Genomic DNA, 21,108 nt, shown 5'->3' with positions numbered 1-21,108 from the left:
AGAAAAATCAAGAGATAATTTGTAACCTTTAATTATAGTCACTTCATCCTATTGCGTCAATTGATTTCCCTTCCCCTTACTCTAGATGTGACGATCAATAAATAGCTGTTCTTGAATACGTGTCAGACCATCTTTGATCTTTTTCGCTCGTGCCTCACCAATTCCATCTACATCATCTAATTCTTCAATAGAAGCTTTTGTCATCTCAGGTAACTTCTCAAACTGATCGATCAAATTATTGATTACCATCGGTGGGATACGAGGAATCTTATTTAGAATTCGATACCCGCGTGGCGCAATTGGGTGCTCTGCTAAATTAACGATTTTTGTATAGCCGAATAACTTCACAATGACTTGATCATCTAATAGTTCGTCGTTAGATAGCTTTTTTAGTTTCTTTAAAATATCATCCGGGCTTTGATCGTCTTTTTTCATGTAATCCTGAATTAATAAATAGGCTTCTTTCTCTGTATTCATAACGAGTTCAGCTAACTGCATCGAAATGAGACGACCTTCGTCACCAAGCTCATTGATATAGTTCAAAATCTCCGACTTGATCCGTAGCACCATTTCAATTCGGTGCATAACCTGCGATACCTCTTGAAACGTGACGAGCTCCTCGAATTCAAGTGCGCCTAAATTCGTTAAACTTTGATCAAGCACCGATTTATATTTTTCTAACGTTTGAATCGCTTGATTCGCCTTCGTTAAAATCACGCCAATATCCTTTAGCGCGTAGCGATACTCACCTTGATAGAGTGTTATTACATTACGTCGCTGGGAAATAGAGATCACGAGATTGCCCGTCTGTCTCGCTACACGCTGAGCTGTCCGGTGTCTGATCCCTGTCTCTGTAGAATCAATGCCGTTATCAGGGACGAGCTGCGTATTTGCATATAAAATGCGCGTCCCGTCCTCATTCAAAATAATCGCCCCGTCCATCTTAGCTAGCTCATATAGATAAGCCGGCGAAAAGTCTGTATTAATAAAAAATCCACCGTCAACGAGGCTCATCATCTCCTTGTCATAGCCAAGGACAATAAGACCTCCTGTCTTTGCGCGAAGGACGTTATCAATACCCTCACGGAGCGGTGTCCCAGGAGCTACTAGCTGTAGCACCTCCCGAATAAAGTTCTCATCATAGTTCAAACGTTGGTTTTCCACGAGTCTTTCCTCCAATCGCAATATCAAGTGCCTCGCTTACTGTCCCTACGCCCACTACTTGAATGCCATCTGGCACCGTCCAGCCATCTAAGCATTTAGAAGGTAAAATGACACGAGTGAATCCAAGCTTTGCCGCTTCCATCACACGTTGCTCAATTCGAGAAACTCGTCTAACCTCCCCTGTTAGGCCGACTTCTCCTATAATGACATCCGACGGTTCAGTGGGCACGTCACGGAAGCTTGATGCAATTGCCACAGCAATCGCTAAGTCAATGGATGGTTCATCCAATCTTACTCCACCAGCGACCTTTACATAAGCGTCGTGGTTTTGCATCATTAGCCCTACCCGCTTCTCTAATACCGCCATTAACAACGAGATACGATTGTGATCAATTCCCGTCGCCATGCGCCTCGGATTTCCAAAGCTCGTTGGAGAGATAAGAGACTGGATCTCTACTAGCACCGTTCGAGTACCTTCCATTGACGCAACTACTGCCGAACCGGCTGCTCCGGCCGACCTTTCCTCGAGGAAAATCTCAGAAGGATTCAACACTTCAGTAAGACCGCTCTCTTTCATTTCAAAAATCCCTATTTCATTCGTTGATCCAAATCGATTTTTGACAGCTCGCAAAATACGATACGTATGGTGTCTTTCTCCTTCAAAGTAAAGTACGGTATCTACCATGTGCTCTAAAATACGTGGTCCAGCAATCGCACCTTGCTTTGTAACATGCCCAACTAAAAAGATAGCGATTCCTTTCGTTTTAGCAATACGCATAAAGGCAGACGTACATTCACGGACCTGAGATACGCTACCTGGAGCGCTCGTCACGTCCTCCATATGTACCGTTTGTATCGAGTCAATAACAACAAGCGTTGGATTCACTTCTTCAATCACGCTCTCAATTAACTGCACATCTGTCTCAGCTAAAACAAATAGCTCGTCCTCTGCGACACCGAGTCTATCTGCTCTGAGCTTTGTTTGCTTGACTGATTCTTCTCCTGAAATATATAAGACGCGTCCCTTATTCTTAGCTAGCGTAGAGGATACTTGTAGCAAAAGTGTCGATTTCCCAATACCAGGGTCTCCACCAACTAGCACAAGTGAGCCAGGGACAATTCCTCCGCCTAAGACGCGATTCAATTCATTGATATGTGTACTTACTCGAGATTCTTCTCTACGTTCAATCTTTGTAATAGACTCAGGCTTCGATCTTACTCCATCACCTGATGTCACAAAACTACGTCTTTTAGACGTAGGAGTTGCTTCCATTTCTTCGACTAATGTATTCCATTCCTGACATCCCGGACAACGCCCCATCCATTTCGTCGATTCATAGCCACATTCTTGGCATATAAACTTTGTTTTACGCTTGGCCATAAAACCCTCCTATAATCCTCTTACTCTACCCTCTATTTTAGCATGAGTAACCACATATGGGAGTGAGAAAGCCTTCCAAGATCAGCGCTTTTACTAAAAAAAGAGGAGTCTTTCATAGAAGACTCCTCACGGTTGCTTTCTCACTTACACTGTTGCCTCTTCCGTTGAGACGTAAAAGTCTCCTTCACGGATACCTAGCTTCACTTTTTGACCTTTTAATAACTTGCCTCGAAGTAGCTCTTCCGATAGGCGATCCTCTACTTGCTTTTGTAGCGCTCGACGTAATGGACGCGCACCATATTCAGGATCAAAGCCTTCGTCTGCAATCTTCGCTTTCGCAGCATCTGTTAGCTCAAAGTCAATATCTTGTTCAGCAAGACGCTTCTTCAGCTCATTTGCCATAAGCGTGACAATTTGCTTGATGTGTGACTTCTCAAGCGAGTGGAACACGATTGTTTCGTCAATACGGTTTAGGAATTCTGGACGGAAGGCCTTCTTAAGCTCATCTATCACCTTTCCTTTCATATCTCCGTACTTAGCATCAGCTGTTTGTGCAGTAAAGCCTAGGCTCTTTTGCTGACGAAGTGCACTTGCTCCGACGTTTGAAGTCATGATAATTGCCGTATTACGGAAGTCGACACGTCGACCTTTAGAATCTGTTAAGAAACCATCTTCAAGCACTTGAAGCAAGATGTTAAATACTTCTGGGTGTGCTTTCTCAATTTCATCAAGTAGGACAACAGAATATGGCTTACGACGTACCTTCTCAGTCAATTGTCCACCATCTTCATACCCTACATAACCAGGAGGCGAACCAACTAGTCTACTCGTCGTGTGCTTTTCCATATACTCGGACATATCAATTCGGATAATCGCATCCTCATCGCCGAAGAGGGATTCCGCCACAGCACGCGCTAGCTCGGTCTTACCGACACCTGTTGGTCCAAGGAAGATAAACGATCCAATCGGACGCTTCGGATCCTTCAGACCCGCTCTCGCACGACGTACGGCTTTAGATACCGCAGATACCGCTTCGTCTTGACCGATAACACGCTTATGCAGGATCTCCTCCATGCGTAGGAGACGATCTGTCTCTTCCTCCGCTACCTTACTTACAGGAATTCCAGTCCACGTAGACACGACAGCTGCAATATCCTCCGTCGTTACTTCCGAGTCCTCTTGACCTTGCTTCTCTTTCCACTTATCCTTCATCGTCTCTAGCTCTTCGCGTAACTTTTGCTCCTTATCACGAAGTGACGCAGCCTTCTCAAACTCTTGGCTCTGGACAGAAGCATCCTTCTCCTTACGAAGCTCTTCAAGCTCTGTCTCTTTCTCCTTAAGGTTTGGCGGCGCAGTGTAGGAGCGTAGACGCACTTTAGACGCTGCCTCATCAATTAAATCAATTGCCTTATCTGGGAGGAAACGATCGGAAATGTATCGATCCGAGAATTTAACCGCTGACTCAATTGCTTCGTCCGTAATTGTTACACGGTGGTGAGCTTCATAACGATCACGTAGACCCATTAAGATTTGTACAGACTCGCTAGTTGTCGGCTCATCCACCTGAATTGGCTGGAAGCGACGCTCTAACGCAGAGTCTTTCTCAATATATTTACGGTACTCATCAAGCGTTGTCGCACCGATACACTGTAGCTCTCCACGTGCTAGCGACGGCTTAAGAATGTTAGATGCATCAATTGCACCTTCTGCTCCACCTGCACCAATTAGCGTGTGTAGCTCATCAATAAAGAGAATGACGTTTCCAGCCTGACGGATCTCTTCCATCACTTTCTTTAAGCGATCCTCAAATTCACCGCGATATTTAGTACCTGCAACAACGGTACCCATATCAAGCGTCATAACGCGCTTGTTACGGAGAATTTCCGGTACTTCGTTGTTGATAATTTGCTGTGCTAATCCTTCTGCAATAGCGGTCTTACCAACACCAGGTTCTCCAATTAAAACAGGATTGTTTTTCGTACGGCGGCTTAGGATTTGAATAACGCGCTCAATCTCTTTCGCACGACCAATTACAGGATCAATTTGTCCTTCGCGCGCTATTGCCGTTAAATCACGAGCTAAGCTATCAAGCGTTGGTGTGTTGGCATTCGAAGAACTCGTTGACTGTTGATTATTGCTAGATGACTCGCTACTACCTAATAGCTGAAGCACCTGCTGACGTGCTTTATTTAAGCTAACTCCAAGGTTGTTTAATACTCGCGCCGCAACGCCTTCACCCTCACGTATTAGTCCTAATAGAATATGCTCTGTTCCAACGTAGGAGTGACCAAGCTTACGTGCCTCATCCATAGATAGCTCGATAACCTTTTTTGCTCTAGGTGTGTAGTGAATCTGCTTCGACACTTCTTCGCCACGTCCAATAAGATTCTCTACTTCTGTTTGAATTTTTTCTGCTCCAAGACCAAGACCAGTAAGAGCTTTAGCAGCAATACCTTCACCCTCACGTACTAGTCCTAGTAAAATATGCTCTGTACCTATATTGCTATGTGCAAGACGAGCAGCCTCCTCTTGTGCCAATGCCAATACCTTCTGTGCTCGTTCTGTAAATCGTCCAAACATCATTACTCGACACCTCCATCGTGTTCTTCTAATGTTAGTCTTTCGCGGATCAGCGTTGCTCTACGTTGATCCCGTTGCTCAGCGGTTAATGCTTCGCCGGCATAGTGCTGCAAAAATCCTGGCTGTGTTAATACCATCAGCTCATTTAAAATTTTTGCATCAATTCCTTTAATAATCCCTGTATCAATTCCTAGACGGATATCAGAGAGGCGTTGCATCGCTTCCTTCGACTCCATTCGGCGACTATAAGAGAGTATGCCGAGAGAACGATAAATGCGATCCTCTACAATATTAGTAGACTGAGTTAAGAGCTGTTCTCTGGCTGCTCTCTCCCTCTCTACTAATTGCGAAACCACGCTACGCAAGTCCTCCACTATTTCACTCTCCGACTCACCCAAGGTCGTCTGGTTAGAAAGTTGAAATAGGTTACCTAAAGCTTCGCTACCTTCCCCGTAAATTCCTCTAACAACTAAGCCAAGTTGGTTAATTGCCGGTAAAATTCGGTTTAGCTGATTCGTCATAACTAAAGCGGGAAGGTGCATCATTACTGATGACCTGAGACCAGTACCAACGTTTGTCGGACAGCTCGTTAAGTAGCCTCGACGCTGATCGTAAGCGAAGTCTAGCTTCTCCTCCATCCAATCGTCCATGTCATTTGCGTATTTTAGCCCTTCTTGAAGCTGAAAGCCAGGTAATAAACACTGGATGCGGAAATGATCCTCCTCATTGACCATTACGCTCAATGATTCATCCTCACTTAGTAACACTGCGCCAGCCTTTGACTTTCCAGAAAGGTTTGGACTAATTAAGTGCTTCTCCACTAAAATACGCTTCTCATTATCTGTTAAGTCATTCATTTTTATTAAAGAAAGCTCTCCAAATCGCTTATGCGAGTGACCCGCAAAGTGTGCCTCGACCTTTTCAGGTACAGGGGACAGTTCTTCTTCATTTGCGATAATCGGGAACGTAATTCCTTCTAAATTGCGCGCTAATCTTACTCTGCTACTAATCACAATATCCGAATCTGGTCCTTCGTTTTTCATCCAAGGACTAGTCGCATTCTGAATAAACGAATGTAGCGTCATGATGATTCGCCTCCTTTCCCTTTAAGAGAGTGCTCTAAAGAACGAATCTCATCACGGGTAGTAGCGGCTGCTTCGAACTCTTCTTCAGCTATTAACTGCTGAAGCTTTTGCTTTAAATCTTCTATTTGTTTATATACATGAAGGTCCTTTCCTTTACGCTTCGGCACTTTTCCAGTGTGCTGTGCATTTCCTCCATGAATCCTTCTTAGAACAGGATCAAGCTTCTCATCAAAGCTCTCGTAGCAGTCAGCACATCCAAAGCGACCAATCTCAGCAAACTGTCTATATGTCATCCCACAGGACGGACATTGCTTTTCTGCTCGCTGCTGTGCACCTATCTCACGCGATGGCTTTTGTTGCCCCGCAGTATCAAGTAACCCGGAGAGGAGCTGGTGAATCGAAAAGCTGTTTGAGCCAGGAGTGTAATCTCCCCGCTCTTTCGCACAAACATCACAAATGTGGAATTCTGTTTTCTCCCCATTGATAATCTTTGTAAAATGGAGTGTGGCTTCACGCTCCTGACACTCTTGACAAAGCATCTTTACCCCTCCTCTTATCGAAAATTAGGATGATTTATACTTAAGTGTCTTTAACATACCAATCATAAGTCTTGCTCGAAGCTCATCCCGTAAAGGGAGTGGAACTGCTATTATATTTCTTTCAATAACAGTTTTCATTAAATGTGACTCGCGTGGTGTAATTGCCTCTTCTTCTGCCAGCCTATCAATCATATCCTCCGCCTGTGCCTGTGCAATAGTATCACCGACAAGCTTCATTAAATGATCATATAGAGCAGGCTGATTATCTACTTGAAGCTTAATAATGCGAATATACCCTCCGCCACCACGCTTACTCTCCACGAGATAGCCCTTTTCTTCTGTAAATCTCGTACTAATAACATAGTTAATTTGAGAAGGTACACAATCAAACTGTACAGCAAGCTCGCTACGCTTCACTTCAATTATTGCATCCTCATTCTTTTCAATGACCTGCTTTAAATAATGTTCAATAATATCAGACGTATTCCTCATCGCTGTCTCCTCCTTGACCTCTAAAGCAGACGGTCGATCTCTCACATAGCTGGTCAATCTGACTTTGACTATATTTGACGTTAACTATATTATAGCGAATAAAAATCAACTTGCAACTATTTTGCTTCTATGTACACCACTATCTTTTATTCCACAAAAAAGCCCGATCTAATCATCATTCTAGACAGAAAATCGAGTTAATATGTATACGAGGGATGATTTCAATTTGTTGCTTATTTAATAATGGAAGTATTTTTTTACAACATCTGAATGTACTATCTACTTGTTGTATAAGGAAGATTAAATGATGCATCCTCTCTTTGATTTGGTGCATACAGACTTCTAAATGACGCATTCAAGCACGGATGTGATGCAAAGCTAGTTGAACAGACTCATACGAAGACCCAACTGACGCACTCCATCCTAGATGTGATGCAAATGCCGTTCTATCCGATGCATACACTCCTTCATTTGATGCAAATCAATCTGCGGCGACGCATACGGAAGATCAGGTGGCGCACTCACTATCCAATATGATGCAAACGACCTCTAGCCTGACGTAAACGATCGATAAATCAACGACCTTCCCGTTAAAAAGGCAGCTAGTTTCTCTTTTTAACACACAAAAAAACACCCACCATCAGGTGGATGCTCGTTTGCCCAGCAACGTCCTACTCTCACAGGGGGACAGCCCCCAACTACCATCGGCGCTAGAGAGCTTAACTTCCGTGTTCGGCATGGGAACGGGTGTGACCTCTCTGCTATCGTCACTAGACTATGATTTCTTGCTCCGCTATGCGAATCAAGAAAGATAAAGGTCGTTGACCTTTCAAAACTGGATAGTGAACATGTAGAAGAAGAATCGTCTTAGTTGACGCCTTCTGTAAAACTATATATCTTGGTTAAGCCCTCGATCGATTAGTATCTCTCAGCTCCGCATATCGCTATGCTTCCACACGAGACCTATCTACCTCATCATCTCTAAGGGATCTTACTCACTATAAGTGATGGGAAATCTCATCTTGAGGGGGGCTTCATGCTTAGATGCTTTCAGCACTTATCCCGTCCACACGTAGCTACCCAGCTATGCTCCTGGCGGAACAACTGGTACACCAGCGGTGTGTCCATCCCGGTCCTCTCGTACTAAGGACAGCTCCTCTCAAATTTCCAACGCCCGCGACGGATAGGGACCGAACTGTCTCACGACGTTCTGAACCCAGCTCGCGTGCCGCTTTAATGGGCGAACAGCCCAACCCTTGGGACCTACTTCAGCCCCAGGATGCGACGAGCCGACATCGAGGTGCCAAACCTCCCCGTCGATGTGGACTCTTGGGAGAGATTAGCCTGTTATCCCCAGGGTAGCTTTTATCCGTTGAGCGACGGCCCTTCCATACGGTGCCGCCGGATCACTAAGCCCGACTTTCGTCCCTGCTCGACCTGTATGTCTCGCAGTCAAGCTCCCTTATGCCTTTGCACTCTGCGAATGATTTCCAACCATTCTGAGGGAACCTTTGGGCGCCTCCGTTACTTTTTAGGAGGCGACCGCCCCAGTCAAACTGCCCACCTGACACTGTCCCTGAACCGGATCACGGTTCGAGGTTAGAATGTCAAAACAGCCAGGGTAGTATCCCACCAATGCCTCCACCGAAGCTAGCGCTCCGGTTTCCAAGGCTCCTACCTATCCTGTACAAGCTGTTCCAACATCCAATATCAAGCTACAGTAAAGCTCCATGGGGTCTTTCCGTCCTGTCGCGGGTAACCTGCATCTTCACAGGTAATATAATTTCACCGGGTCTCTCGTTGAGACAGTGCCCAAATCGTTGCACCTTTCGTGCGGGTCGGAACTTACCCGACAAGGAATTTCGCTACCTTAGGACCGTTATAGTTACGGCCGCCGTTTACTGGGGCTTCAATTCAGAGCTTCTCCCGTAAGGGATAACCCCTCCTCTTAACCTTCCAGCACCGGGCAGGTGTCAGCCCCTATACTTCGCCTTGCGGCTTCGCAGAGACCTGTGTTTTTGATAAACAGTCGTTTGGGCCTATTCACTGCGGCTCTCTCGGGCTTGCACCCTAATAGAGCACTCCTTCTCCCGAAGTTACGGAGTCATTTTGCCGAGTTCCTTAACGAGAGTTCTCCCGCGCGTCTTAGAATTCTCTTCCCGCCTACCTGTGTCGGTTTGCGGTACGGGCACCAGCTTTCTCACTAGAGGCTTTTCTTGGCAGTGTAGGATCGGGAACTTCGCTACTAAATTTCGCTCGTGATCACAGCTCAACCTTACGGTAGACGGATTTGCCTATCTACCAGCCTCACTGCTTCAGCGCACACTTCCAATCGTGCGCATTCCCTACCTTCCTGCGTCCCCCCATTGCTCAAACAAAAGCGTGGTGGTACAGGAATATCAACCTGTTTGCCATCGCCTACGCCTTTCGGCCTCGGCTTAGGTCCCGACTAACCCTGAGTGGACGAGCCTTCCTCAGGAACCCTTAGGCTTTCGACGGAGGGGATTCTCACCCCTCTTTTCGCTACTCATACCGGCATTCTCACTTCCAAGCGCTCCACAAGTCCTTCCGGTCTTGCTTCGCAGCCCTTGGAACGCTCCCCTACCATTAACACCCTAAGGTGTTAATCCATAGCTTCGGTGATACGTTTAGCCCCGGTACATTTTCGGCGCAGAGTCACTCGACCAGTGAGCTATTACGCACTCTTTCAATGATGGCTGCTTCTAAGCCAACATCCTGGTTGTCTAAGCAACTCCACATCCTTTTCCACTTAACGTATACTTTGGGACCTTAGCTGATGGTCTGGGCTGTTTCCCTTTTGACTACGGATCTTAGCACTCGCAGTCTGACTCCCGAGGATAAGTAATTGGCATTCGGAGTTTGACTGAATTCGGTAATCCTGTGGGGACCCCTAGTCCAATCAGTGCTCTACCTCCAATACTCTTCCCTCGAGGCTAGCCCTAAAGCTATTTCGGGGAGAACCAGCTATTTCCGAGTTCGATTGGCATTTCACCCCTACCCACACCTCATCCCCGCACTTTTCAACGTGCGTGGGTTCGGGCCTCCATCCAGTGTTACCTGGACTTCACCCTGGACATGGGTAGATCACCCGGTTTCGGGTCTACAACCACGTACTATGTCGCCCTATTCAGACTCGCTTTCGCTGCGGCTCCGTCTCTTCAACTTAACCTTGCACGTAATCGTAACTCGCCGGTTCATTCTACAAAAGGCACGCTGTCACCCATTAACGGGCTCCAACTACTTGTAGGCACACGGTTTCAAGATCTCTTTCACTCCCCTCTCGGGGTGCTTTTCACCTTTCCCTCACGGTACTGGTTCACTATCGGTCACTAGGGAGTATTTAGCCTTGGGAGATGGTCCTCCCAGATTCCGACGGGGTTTCACGTGTCCCGCCGTACTCAGGATACACTCCGGAGGAGGGAGTCTTTTGACTACAGGGCTGTTACCTTGTACCGCGGATCTTTCCAGATCGCTTCGTCTAGACTCTCTCTTTCTTACTCCGTATGGAATGTCCTACAACCCCAAAAGGCAAGCCTTTTGGTTTGGGCTAATTCCGTTTCGCTCGCCGCTACTAAGGAAATCGCATTTGCTTTCTCTTCCTCCAGGTACTAAGATGTTTCAGTTCCCTGGGTCTGCCTTCTCATATCCTATGGATTCAGATATGGATCCTACCCCATTACGGGTAGTGGGTTCCCCCATTCGGAAATCTCCGGATCAACGCTTACTTACAGCTCCCCGAAGCATATCGGTGTTCGTCCCGTCCTTCATCGGCTCCTAGTGCCAAGGTATCCACCGTGCGCCCTTATTCGCTTAACCTAACTTACTGTTAGGACGTCGTTTTACTTCTTGGCTATCTTCTAAGACACTCGGAAAAACCTTTCGTTTGTTTCCAAACGGATTGATTTTCCGGTGATTCTTTTCTACATGTTTATTACTATCCAGTTTTCAAAGGTCAATGGTGGAGCCTAGCGGGATCGAACCGCTGACCTCCTGCGTGCAAAGCAGGCGCTCTCCCAGCTGAGCTAAGGCCCCAAAAATTAATTTTGTGCAAAATGGTGGGCCTGAGTGGACTCGAACCACCGACCTCACGCTTATCAGGCGTGCGCTCTAACCAGCTGAGCTACAGGCCCATTTTGACAAAAAAATATAGTGTTTTTAGAGAGATGATCTCTCAAAACTAAACAAAAGGGTCGAATGCGAAGTTCGATTGAGCTTAATGCTCCTTAGAAAGGAGGTGATCCATCCCCACCTTCCGGTAGGGATACCTTGTTACGACTTCACCCCAATCATCTGTCCCACCTTCGGCGGCTGGCTCCATAAAGGTTACCTCACCGACTTCGGGTGTTACAAACTCTCGTGGTGTGACGGGCGGTGTGTACAAGGCCCGGGAACGTATTCACCGCGGCATGCTGATCCGCGATTACTAGCAATTCCGGCTTCATGTAGGCGAGTTGCAGCCTACAATCCGAACTGAGAATGGCTTTATGGGATTTGCTCAACCTCGCGGTTTTGCTGCCCTTTGTACCATCCATTGTAGCACGTGTGTAGCCCAGGTCATAAGGGGCATGATGATTTGACGTCGTCCCCACCTTCCTCCGGTTTGTCACCGGCAGTCACCTTAGAGTGCCCAACTAAATGCTGGCAACTAAGGTCAAGGGTTGCGCTCGTTGCGGGACTTAACCCAACATCTCACGACACGAGCTGACGACAACCATGCACCACCTGTCACTCTGTCCCCCGAAGGGGAACGTCCTATCTCTAGGAGTGGCAGAGGATGTCAAGACCTGGTAAGGTTCTTCGCGTTGCTTCGAATTAAACCACATGCTCCACTGCTTGTGCGGGCCCCCGTCAATTCCTTTGAGTTTCAGCCTTGCGGCCGTACTCCCCAGGCGGAGTGCTTAATGTGTTAACTTCGGCACTAAGGGCATCGAAACCCCTAACACCTAGCACTCATCGTTTACAGCGTGGACTACCAGGGTATCTAATCCTGTTTGCTCCCCACGCTTTCGCGCCTCAGCGTCAGTTGTAAGCCAGAAAGTCGCCTTCGCCACTGGTGTTCCTCCATATATCTACGCATTTCACCGCTACACATGGAATTCCACTTTCCTCTCTTACACTCAAGTCTCCCAGTTTCCAATGACCCTCCACGGTTGAGCCGTGGGCTTTCACATCAGACTTAAGAGACCGCCTGCGCGCGCTTTACGCCCAATAATTCCGGACAACGCTTGCCCCCTACGTATTACCGCGGCTGCTGGCACGTAGTTAGCCGGGGCTTTCTCGTGAGGTACCGTCAAGGTGCCGGTCTATTCGTGCGGCACTTGTTCTTCCTCATAACAGAACTTTACGATCCGAAGACCTTCATCGTTCACGCGGCATTGCACCGTCAGGCTTTCGCCCATTGCGGATGATTCCCTACTGCTGCCTCCCGTAGGAGTCTGGCCGTGTCTCAGTCCCAGTGTGGCCGATCACCCTCTCAGGTCGGCTACGCATCGTCGCCTTGGTAAGCCATTACCTTACCAACTAGCTAATGCGCCGCGGGCCCATCCTGTAGTGTTAGGTAAAACCCAACTTTTACAAGGGAACCATGCGGTTCCTTTGATTATCCGGTATTAGCTTCGGTTTCCCGAAGTTATCCCAGTCTACAGGGCAGGTTGCCCACGTGTTACTCACCCGTCCGCCGCTCATTCCACATCATTCACTCCGAAGAGATCGTGATGCTTCCTGCGCTCGACTTGCATGTATTAGGCATGCCGCCAGCGTTCGTCCTGAGCCAGGATCAAACTCTCCGATAAATCGTCGAAGTTTGAACTTCTGACTAACATTCGAGTAAACTCGAACAACGAATCTAGCGATTCATTTTGAAGAACTAGGTTCTTCATTTAAAAAAATTGACGAGATGGTTTTCATCTCTTTTAATTCCTTCGCTTCGTCTTTTGTTTAGTTTTCAAAGATCAATGGTGGAGCCTAGCGGGATCGAACCGCTGACCTCCTGCGTGCAAAGCAGGCGCTCTCCCAGCTGAGCTAAGGCCCCGTAAAAAATGGTCGGGAAGACAGGATTCGAACCTGCGACCCCTTGGTCCCAAACCAAGTGCTCTACCAAGCTGAGCTACTTCCCGATAATGGCGCGCCCGAGAGGAGTCGAACCCCTAACCTTTTGATCCGTAGTCAAACGCTCTATCCAATTGAGCTACGGGCGCATATAAAATTGGTGCCGAGGGCCGGACTTGAACCGGCACGGTAATCACTTACCGCAGGATTTTAAGTCCTGTGTGTCTGCCAATTCCACCACCCCGGCAAGGGTAGTTATGTAACAGTCATACAGTATAATGTATGGAGCGGAAAACGGGATTCGAACCCGCGACCCCCACCTTGGCAAGGTGGTGCTCTACCACTGAGCTATTTCCGCAAATGGTGCGGGTGAAGGGAGTCGAACCCCCACGCCCGAAGGCACTAGATCCTAAGTCTAGCGCGTCTGCCAGTTCCGCCACACCCGCAAAAATAAAACTATGGTGAGCCATGAAGGACTCGAACCTTCGACCCTCTGATTAAAAGTCAGATGCTCTACCAACTGAGCTAATGGCTCCTAGTGGTGCTGGCCAGAGGACTTGAACCCCCAACCTACTGATTACAAGTCAGTTGCTCTACCAATTGAGCTAGGCCAGCATATAATATAACACTAAGAAGTGATTATTACAATATTTATTTTAAAAAAGTTTTATGGTGGAGGATGACGGGCTCGAACCGCCGACCCCCTGCTTGTAAGGCAGGTGCTCTCCCAACTGAGCTAATCCTCCATATAAAGCCCAGCAACGTCCTACTCTCACAGGGGGACAGCCCCCAACTACCATCGGCGCTAGAGAGCTTAACTTCCGTGTTCGGCATGGGAACGGGTGTGACCTCTCTGCTATCGTCACTAGACTATGATTTCTTGCTCCGCTATGCGAATCAAGAAAGATAAAGGTCGTTGACCTTTCAAAACTGGATAGTGAACATGTAGAAGAAGAATCGTCTTAGTTGACGCCTTCTGTAAAACTATATATCTTGGTTAAGCCCTCGATCGATTAGTATCTCTCAGCTCCGCATATCGCTATGCTTCCACACGAGACCTATCTACCTCATCATCTCTAAGGGATCTTACTCACTATAAGTGATGGGAAATCTCATCTTGAGGGGGGCTTCATGCTTAGATGCTTTCAGCACTTATCCCGTCCACACGTAGCTACCCAGCTATGCTCCTGGCGGAACAACTGGTACACCAGCGGTGTGTCCATCCCGGTCCTCTCGTACTAAGGACAGCTCCTCTCAAATTTCCAACGCCCGCGACGGATAGGGACCGAACTGTCTCACGACGTTCTGAACCCAGCTCGCGTGCCGCTTTAATGGGCGAACAGCCCAACCCTTGGGACCTACTTCAGCCCCAGGATGCGACGAGCCGACATCGAGGTGCCAAACCTCCCCGTCGATGTGGACTCTTGGGAGAGATTAGCCTGTTATCCCCAGGGTAGCTTTTATCCGTTGAGCGACGGCCCTTCCATACGGTGCCGCCGGATCACTAAGCCCGACTTTCGTCCCTGCTCGACCTGTATGTCTCGCAGTCAAGCTCCCTTATGCCTTTGCACTCTGCGAATGATTTCCAACCATTCTGAGGGAACCTTTGGGCGCCTCCGTTACTTTTTAGGAGGCGACCGCCCCAGTCAAACTGCCCACCTGACACTGTCCCTGAACCGGATCACGGTTCGAGGTTAGAATGTCAAAACAGCCAGGGTAGTATCCCACCAATGCCTCCACCGAAGCTAGCGCTCCGGTTTCCAAGGCTCCTACCTATCCTGTACAAGCTGTTCCAACATCCAATATCAAGCTACAGTAAAGCTCCATGGGGTCTTTCCGTCCTGTCGCGGTAACCTGCATCTTCACAGGTAATATAATTTCACCGGGTCTCTCGTTGAGACAGTGCCCAAATCGTTGCACCTTTCGTGCGGGTCGGAACTTACCCGACAAGGAATTTCGCTACCTTAGGACCGTTATAGTTACGGCCGCCGTTTACTGGGGCTTCAATTCAGAGCTTCTCCCGTAAGGGATAACCCCTCCTCTTAACCTTCCAGCACCGGGCAGGTGTCAGCCCCTATACTTCGCCTTGCGGCTTCGCAGAGACCTGTGTTTTTGATAAACAGTCGTTTGGGCCTATTCACTGCGGCTCTCTCGGGCTTGCACCCTAATAGAGCACTCCTTCTCCCGAAGTTACGGAGTCATTTTGCCGAGTTCCTTAACGAGAGTTCTCCCGCGCGTCTTAGAATTCTCTTCCCGCCTACCTGTGTCGGTTTGCGGTACGGGCACCAGCTTTCTCACTAGAGGCTTTTCTTGGCAGTGTAGGATCGGGAACTTCGCTACTAAATTTCGCTCGTGATCACAGCTCAACCTTACGGTAGACGGATTTGCCTATCTACCAGCCTCACTGCTTCAGCGCACACTTCCAATCGTGCGCATTCCCTACCTTCCTGCGTCCCCCCATTGCTCAAACAAAAGCGTGGTGGTACAGGAATATCAACCTGTTTGCCATCGCCTACGCCTTTCGGCCTCGGCTTAGGTCCCGACTAACCCTGAGTGGACGAGCCTTCCTCAGGAACCCTTAGGCTTTCGACGGAGGGGATTCTCACCCCTCTTTTCGCTACTCATACCGGCATTCTCACTTCCAAGCGCTCCACAAGTCCTTCCGGTCTTGCTTCGCAGCCCTTGGAACGCTCCCCTACCATTAACACCAAGGTGTTAATCCATAGCTTCGGTGATACGTTTAGCCCCGGTACATTTTCGGCGCAGAGTCACTCGACCAGTGAGCTATTACGCACTCTTTCAATGATGGCTGCTTCTAAGCCAACATCCTGGTTGTCTAAGCAACTCCACATCCTTTTCCACTTAACGTATACTTTGGGACCTTAGCTGATGGTCTGGGCTGTTTCCCTTTTGACTACGGATCTTAGCACTCGCAGTCTGACTCCCGAGGATAAGTAATTGGCATTCGGAGTTTGACTGAATTCGGTAATCCTGTGGGGACCCCTAGTCCAATCAGTGCTCTACCTCCAATACTCTTCCCTCGAGGCTAGCCCTAAAGCTATTTCGGGGAGAACCAGCTATTTCCGAGTTCGATTGGCATTTCACCCCTACCCACACCTCATCCCCGCACTTTTCAACGTGCGTGGGTTCGGGCCTCCATCCAGTGTTACCTGGACTTCACCCTGGACATGGGTAGATCACCCGGTTTCGGGTCTACAACCACGTACTATGTCGCCCTATTCAGACTCGCTTTCGCTGCGGCTCCGTCTCTTCAACTTAACCTTGCACGTAATCGTAACTCGCCGGTTCATTCTACAAAAGGCACGCTGTCACCCATTAACGGGCTCCAACTACTTGTAGGCACACGGTTTCAAGATCTCTTTCACTCCCCTCTCGGGGTGCTTTTCACCTTTCCCTCACGGTACTGGTTCACTATCGGTCACTAGGGAGTATTTAGCCTTGGGAGATGGTCCTCCCAGATTCCGACGGGGTTTCACGTGTCCCGCCGTACTCAGGATACACTCCGGAGGAGGGAGTCTTTTGACTACAGGGCTGTTACCTTGTACCGCGGATCTTTCCAGATCGCTTCGTCTAGACTCTCTCTTTCTTACTCCGTATGGAATGTCCTACAACCCCAAAAGGCAAGCCTTTTGGTTTGGGCTAATTCCGTTTCGCTCGCCGCTACTAAGGAAATCGCATTTGCTTTCTCTTCCTCCAGGTACTAAGATGTTTCAGTTCCCTGGGTCTGCCTTCTCATATCCTATGGATTCAGATATGGATCCTACCCCATTACGGGTAGTGGGTTCCCCCATTCGGAAATCTCCGGATCAACGCTTACTTACAGCTCCCCGAAGCATATCGGTGTTCGTCCCGTCCTTCATCGGCTCCTAGTGCCAAGGTATCCACCGTGCGCCCTTATTCGCTTAACCTAACTTACTGTTAGGACGTCGTTTTACTTCTTGGCTATCTTCTAAGACACTCGGAAAAACCTTTCGTTTGTTTCCAAACGGATTGATTTTCCGGTGATTCTTTTCTACATGTTCTTACTATCCAGTTTTCAAAGGTCAACTCGGAATAGACCCCACAAGGGGTTCTTCCGGAGAGGCTTACCCTCTCAAAACTAAACAAAAGGATCGAATGCGAAGTTCGATTGAGCTTAATGCTCCTTAGAAAGGAGGTGATCCATCCCCACCTTCCGGTAGGGATACCTTGTTACGACTTCACCCCAATCATCTGTCCCACCTTCGGCGGCTGGCTCCATAAAGGTTACCTCACCGACTTCGGGTGTTACAAACTCTCGTGGTGTGACGGGCGGTGTGTACAAGGCCCGGGAACGTATTCACCGCGGCATGCTGATCCGCGATTACTAGCAATTCCGGCTTCATGTAGGCGAGTTGCAGCCTACAATCCGAACTGAGAATGGCTAATGGGATTTGCTCAACCTCGCGGTTTTGCTGCCCTTTGTACCATCCATTGTAGCACGTGTGTAGCCCAGGTCATAAGGGGCATGATGATTTGACGTCGTCCCCACCTTCCTCCGGTTTGTCACCGGCAGTCACCTTAGAGTGCCCAACTAAATGCTGGCAACTAAGGTCAAGGGTTGCGCTCGTTGCGGGACTTAACCCAACATCTCACGACACGAGCTGACGACAACCATGCACCACCTGTCACTCTGTCCCCCGAAGGGGAACGTCCTATCTCTAGGAGTGGCAGAGGATGTCAAGACCTGGTAAGGTTCTTCGCGTTGCTTCGAATTAAACCACATGCTCCACTGCTTGTGCGGGCCCCCGTCAATTCCTTTGAGTTTCAGCCTTGCGGCCGTACTCCCCAGGCGGAGTGCTTAATGTGTTAACTTCGGCACTAAGGGCATCGAAACCCCTAACACCTAGCACTCATCGTTTACGGCGTGGACTACCAGGGTATCTAATCCTGTTTGCTCCCCACGCTTTCGCGCCTCAGCGTCAGTTGTAAGCCAGAAAGTCGCCTTCGCCACTGGTGTTCCTCCATATATCTACGCATTTCACCGCTACACATGGAATTCCACTTTCCTCTCTTACACTCAAGTCTCCCAGTTTCCAATGACCCTCCACGGTTGAGCCGTGGGCTTTCACATCAGACTTAAGAGACCGCCTGCGCGCGCTTTACGCCCAATAATTCCGGACAACGCTTGCCCCCTACGTATTACCGCGGCTGCTGGCACGTAGTTAGCCGGGGCTTTCTCGTGAGGTACCGTCAAGGTGCCGGTCTATTCGTGCGGCACTTGTTCTTCCCTCATAACAGAACTTTACGATCCGAAGACCTTCATCGTTCACGCGGCATTGCACCGTCAGGCTTTCGCCCATTGCGGATGATTCCCTACTGCTGCCTCCCGTAGGAGTCTGGGCCGTGTCTCAGTCCCAGTGTGGCCGATCACCCTCTCAGGTCGGCTACGCATCGTCGCCTTGGTAAGCCATTACCTTACCAACTAGCTAATGCGCCGCGGGCCCATCCTGTAGTGTTAGGTAAAACCCAACTTTTACAAGGGAACCATGCGGTTCCTTTGATTATCCGGTATTAGCTTCGGTTTCCCGAAGTTATCCCAGTCTACAGGGCAGGTTGCCCACGTGTTACTCACCCGTCCGCCGCTCATTCCACATCATTCACTCCGAAGAGATCGTGATGCTTCCTGCGCTCGACTTGCATGTATTAGGCATGCCGCCAGCGTTCGTCCTGAGCCAGGATCAAACTCTCCGATAAATCGTCGAAGTTTGAACTTCTGACTAACGTTCGAGTAAACTCGAACAACGAATCTAGCGATTCATTTTGAAGAACTAGGTTCTTCATTTAAAAAAAATTGACGAGATGGTTTTCATCTCTTTTAATTCCTTCGCTTCGTCTTTTGTTTAGTTTTCAAAGAGCAATTTCTTGCTTGCCGCTCGTTTTGGCGACTTTATTAGATTAACACAGCCTCTTAATCGAGTCAATAACTTTTTTAAAAAGTTTTTTCTGTGTTTGTCTTTCGTCGTCGTGTTGTCTCGGCGACAAGAAATAATATATCACGATAACTGTTTCTTTGGCAATACATTTTTTAAAAAAAGTTTAAAACAATTATTTTTTCTTTAAACTGAATGAATTCCTCATGACATATAACTCTTCTTTCTAAAGAATAAAAGCGCGTCCGGCGAGAGCCAGGACGCGCTTTTACTAACGTGACTCTTACTCTTCGCCTTCGCGGTTTCTCATTTGAGGGAAGAGAAGAACGTCTCTAATAGATGGAGAATTTGTTAGCAGCATAACGAGACGATCGATACCGATCCCTAAACCACCTGTTGGAGGCATCCCGTATTCAAGTGCTTCTACAAAGTCTTCGTCCATCATGTGTGCTTCATCATCACCTTGTTCACGTTCAACGAGCTGCGCTTCGAATCTTGCGCGCTGATCAATTGGGTCATTAAGCTCTGTAAATGCATTCGCATGCTCGCGACCTACAATAAATAGTTCGAAACGATCCGTAAAGCGAGGGTCCTCTTCATTTTTCTTCGCCAAAGGAGAAATATCTAATGGGTGTCCATATATGAATGTAGGCTGAATAAGCTTTTCTTCTACAAACATTTCGAAGAACTCATTGACTACGTGGCCAAACTTCATCGTATCTTTAACAGGTACCTTGTGTTCTTTTGCTAATGCACGCGCTTCTTCATCGGTCATTTGTTGCCAGAAGTCTACACCTGTCTCTTCTTTAATAGCATCTACCATATGAAGTCTTGTCCATTTCGGTGTTAAATCAATTTCTACGTCATTATAGACTACCTTCGTAGATCCATGTACGTCATTCGCAATATGCGCCACTAGATTTTCTGTAAGAGCCATAATGTCCTCGTAGTCTGCATACGCCTCATAAAGCTCGATCATCGTAAACTCTGGGTTGTGTCGTGTAGATACACCCTCGTTGCGGAAAACACGGCCGATTTCATATACCTTCTCTAGGCCACCGACAATAAGCCGCTTCAGGTGCAATTCAATAGCAATACGCATGTACAACGTCATATCTAGCGCATTATGATGTGTAACAAATGGGCGCGCAGAAGCTCCGCCAGGGATGGAATGCATCGTTGGTGTTTCTACCTCTAAGAAGCCTTGGTCGTCTAGGTAACGGCGCATAGACTGAAGAATGCGGCTACGAGTAACGAATGTATCGCGCACCTCTGGATTCATAATAAGATCCACGTAACGCTGTCTATAACGTTGCTCGACATCCTTTAAGCCATGATACTTGTCAGGAAGTGGACGCAATGACTTAGACAGCATTTGAAGGTCTTGTACTTTAATAGACAGCTCTCCAACCTTTGTTTTGAAGATTTGTCCCTTTACTCCGACAATGTCTCCAATATCTGCGCGTGTGAAAAGATCATATTGCTCGTCTCCTACTGCATCTTTACGAACATACAGTTGGATTTGACCAGTTAGATCTTGAATATGAGCAAAACCAGCTTTCCCTTTGCCTCGCTTTGTCATCATTCGCCCTGCGATTGTAACGTCAACCGCCTTTTCTTCTAATGCTTCCTTCTCCATTTCACCATAGGATTCAAGGATGTCTTTTGCAGCGTGACTACGCTCAAACTTGGCACCGAATGGATCGATCCCTAAATCTAATAGGTTTTGTAGTTTTTCACGACGCACCTGCAGTTGGTCCGTGGATTCGAATTCTTGACTCACCTTCATCAGCTCCTTCAATAAATAAACGTCGTTCTTATTCAGACGTCCTTCAACCATATCTTTATTAAGAAGGGACTGTCTTATCAGGTCGTTAGACAGCCCC

General features: G+C 47.9%; 7 protein-coding genes, 11 tRNA genes and 6 rRNA genes. All 24 read right to left on the bottom strand.

Features of this window, described 5'->3' with window-relative positions; all coding sequences use genetic code 11:
• Positions 1-81 precede the first annotated feature (81 nt).
• The 24 genes from disA to lysS all read right to left on the bottom strand — a co-directional run bounded on the left by disA (position 82) and on the right by lysS (position 21,011).
• A complete protein-coding gene (disA, locus tag FLK61_RS00975) occupies positions 82-1,164 on the bottom strand; it encodes a DNA integrity scanning diadenylate cyclase DisA (protein WP_176007691.1) in 1,083 nt (360 codons plus the stop codon).
• Complete coding sequence (radA, locus tag FLK61_RS00970; protein ID WP_176007690.1) at positions 1,139-2,545, bottom strand: DNA repair protein RadA; 1,407 nt, start codon at positions 2,543-2,545, stop codon at positions 1,139-1,141. Before radA ends, disA begins: the two co-directional genes overlap by 26 nt.
• A 144-nt stretch (positions 2,546-2,689) precedes the next feature.
• Entirely contained in the window at positions 2,690-5,128 is a 2,439-nt protein-coding gene (clpC, locus tag FLK61_RS00965; RefSeq protein ID WP_176007689.1) for an ATP-dependent protease ATP-binding subunit ClpC, read from the bottom strand.
• Positions 5,128-6,210 carry a protein-arginine kinase McsB gene (gene mcsB / locus FLK61_RS00960; protein ID WP_176007688.1) on the bottom strand — a complete coding sequence of 361 codons (1,083 nt, stop codon included), beginning with the start codon at positions 6,208-6,210 and terminating at the stop codon, positions 5,128-5,130. Before mcsB ends, clpC begins: the two co-directional genes overlap by 1 nt.
• Positions 6,207-6,749, bottom strand: a complete 543-nt coding sequence (gene mcsA / locus FLK61_RS00955) for a protein-arginine kinase activator protein McsA (protein WP_176007687.1) — start codon at positions 6,747-6,749, stop codon at positions 6,207-6,209. The genes mcsB and mcsA overlap by 4 nt, the downstream gene beginning before the upstream one ends.
• Positions 6,750-6,773: 24 nt before the next feature.
• Entirely contained in the window at positions 6,774-7,241 is a 468-nt protein-coding gene (locus tag FLK61_RS00950) for a CtsR family transcriptional regulator (protein WP_176007686.1), read from the bottom strand.
• A gap of 658 nt (positions 7,242-7,899) precedes the next feature.
• Positions 7,900-8,016, bottom strand: a 5S ribosomal RNA gene (gene rrf, locus FLK61_RS00945).
• 123 nt (positions 8,017-8,139) lie between these two features.
• Positions 8,140-11,078 (bottom strand): 23S ribosomal RNA (locus FLK61_RS00940).
• Between the two features lie 140 nt (positions 11,079-11,218).
• A tRNA-Ala gene (locus FLK61_RS00935) sits at positions 11,219-11,294 on the bottom strand.
• 21 nt (positions 11,295-11,315) lie between these two features.
• Positions 11,316-11,392 (bottom strand) — tRNA-Ile (locus tag FLK61_RS00930).
• A gap of 97 nt (positions 11,393-11,489) precedes the next feature.
• Positions 11,490-13,054, bottom strand: a 16S ribosomal RNA gene (locus FLK61_RS00925).
• Positions 13,055-13,217: 163 nt separating this feature from the next.
• Positions 13,218-13,293: transfer RNA gene (locus FLK61_RS00920), tRNA-Ala, on the bottom strand.
• An 8-nt stretch (positions 13,294-13,301) separates the two neighbouring features.
• Positions 13,302-13,378 (bottom strand) — tRNA-Pro (locus tag FLK61_RS00915).
• Positions 13,379-13,382: 4 nt separating this feature from the next.
• Positions 13,383-13,459: transfer RNA gene (locus tag FLK61_RS00910), tRNA-Arg, on the bottom strand.
• A gap of 9 nt (positions 13,460-13,468) precedes the next feature.
• Positions 13,469-13,557, bottom strand: a tRNA-Leu gene (locus FLK61_RS00905).
• 36 nt (positions 13,558-13,593) lie between these two features.
• A tRNA-Gly gene (locus FLK61_RS00900) sits at positions 13,594-13,668 on the bottom strand.
• A 3-nt stretch (positions 13,669-13,671) separates the two neighbouring features.
• Positions 13,672-13,756: transfer RNA gene (locus FLK61_RS00895), tRNA-Leu, on the bottom strand.
• A gap of 13 nt (positions 13,757-13,769) precedes the next feature.
• Positions 13,770-13,845, bottom strand: a tRNA-Lys gene (locus tag FLK61_RS00890).
• 4 nt (positions 13,846-13,849) lie between these two features.
• Positions 13,850-13,925 (bottom strand) — tRNA-Thr (locus FLK61_RS00885).
• A 55-nt stretch (positions 13,926-13,980) separates the two neighbouring features.
• Positions 13,981-14,056: transfer RNA gene (locus FLK61_RS00880), tRNA-Val, on the bottom strand.
• Positions 14,057-14,063: 7 nt separating this feature from the next.
• A 5S ribosomal RNA gene (gene rrf / locus FLK61_RS00875) occupies positions 14,064-14,180 on the bottom strand.
• Between the two features lie 123 nt (positions 14,181-14,303).
• Positions 14,304-17,239: ribosomal RNA gene (locus tag FLK61_RS00870) — 23S ribosomal RNA — on the bottom strand.
• A gap of 241 nt (positions 17,240-17,480) precedes the next feature.
• A 16S ribosomal RNA gene (locus tag FLK61_RS00865) occupies positions 17,481-19,046 on the bottom strand.
• Together the 16S, 23S and 5S rRNA genes with 11 tRNA genes alongside form the textbook arrangement of a ribosomal RNA operon.
• A gap of 459 nt (positions 19,047-19,505) precedes the next feature.
• Positions 19,506-21,011, bottom strand: a complete 1,506-nt coding sequence (gene lysS, locus FLK61_RS00860; RefSeq protein WP_176007685.1) for a lysine--tRNA ligase — start codon at positions 21,009-21,011, stop codon at positions 19,506-19,508.
• Between the last annotated feature and the right edge of the window lie 97 nt (positions 21,012-21,108).

It is taken from the genome of Paenalkalicoccus suaedae (genome assembly GCF_006965545.2).
GTDB classification, from domain to species: Bacteria; Bacillota; Bacilli; order Bacillales; family Salisediminibacteriaceae; genus Paenalkalicoccus; species Paenalkalicoccus suaedae.
The sequence above is the reverse complement of the archived record's forward strand: the minus strand, read 5'-3'. Positions and strand labels throughout refer to the sequence as shown.

What these genes read in the sequence shown, in the direction of transcription:
- radA (WP_176007690.1), bottom strand. Translation starts at nt 2,545, where the DNA reads ATGGCCAAGCGTAAAACAAAGTTTATATGCCAAGAATGTGGCTATGAA.
- clpC (WP_176007689.1), bottom strand. Translation starts at nt 5,128, where the DNA reads ATGATGTTTGGACGATTTACAGAACGAGCACAGAAGGTATTGGCATTG.
- mcsB (WP_176007688.1), bottom strand. Translation starts at nt 6,210, where the DNA reads ATGACGCTACATTCGTTTATTCAGAATGCGACTAGTCCTTGGATGAAA.
- mcsA (WP_176007687.1), bottom strand. Translation starts at nt 6,749, where the DNA reads ATGCTTTGTCAAGAGTGTCAGGAGCGTGAAGCCACACTCCATTTTACA.
- FLK61_RS00950 (WP_176007686.1), bottom strand. Translation starts at nt 7,241, where the DNA reads ATGAGGAATACGTCTGATATTATTGAACATTATTTAAAGCAGGTCATT.
- lysS (WP_176007685.1), bottom strand. Translation starts at nt 21,011, where the DNA reads ATGAAGGTGAGTCAAGAATTCGAATCCACGGACCAACTGCAGGTGCGT.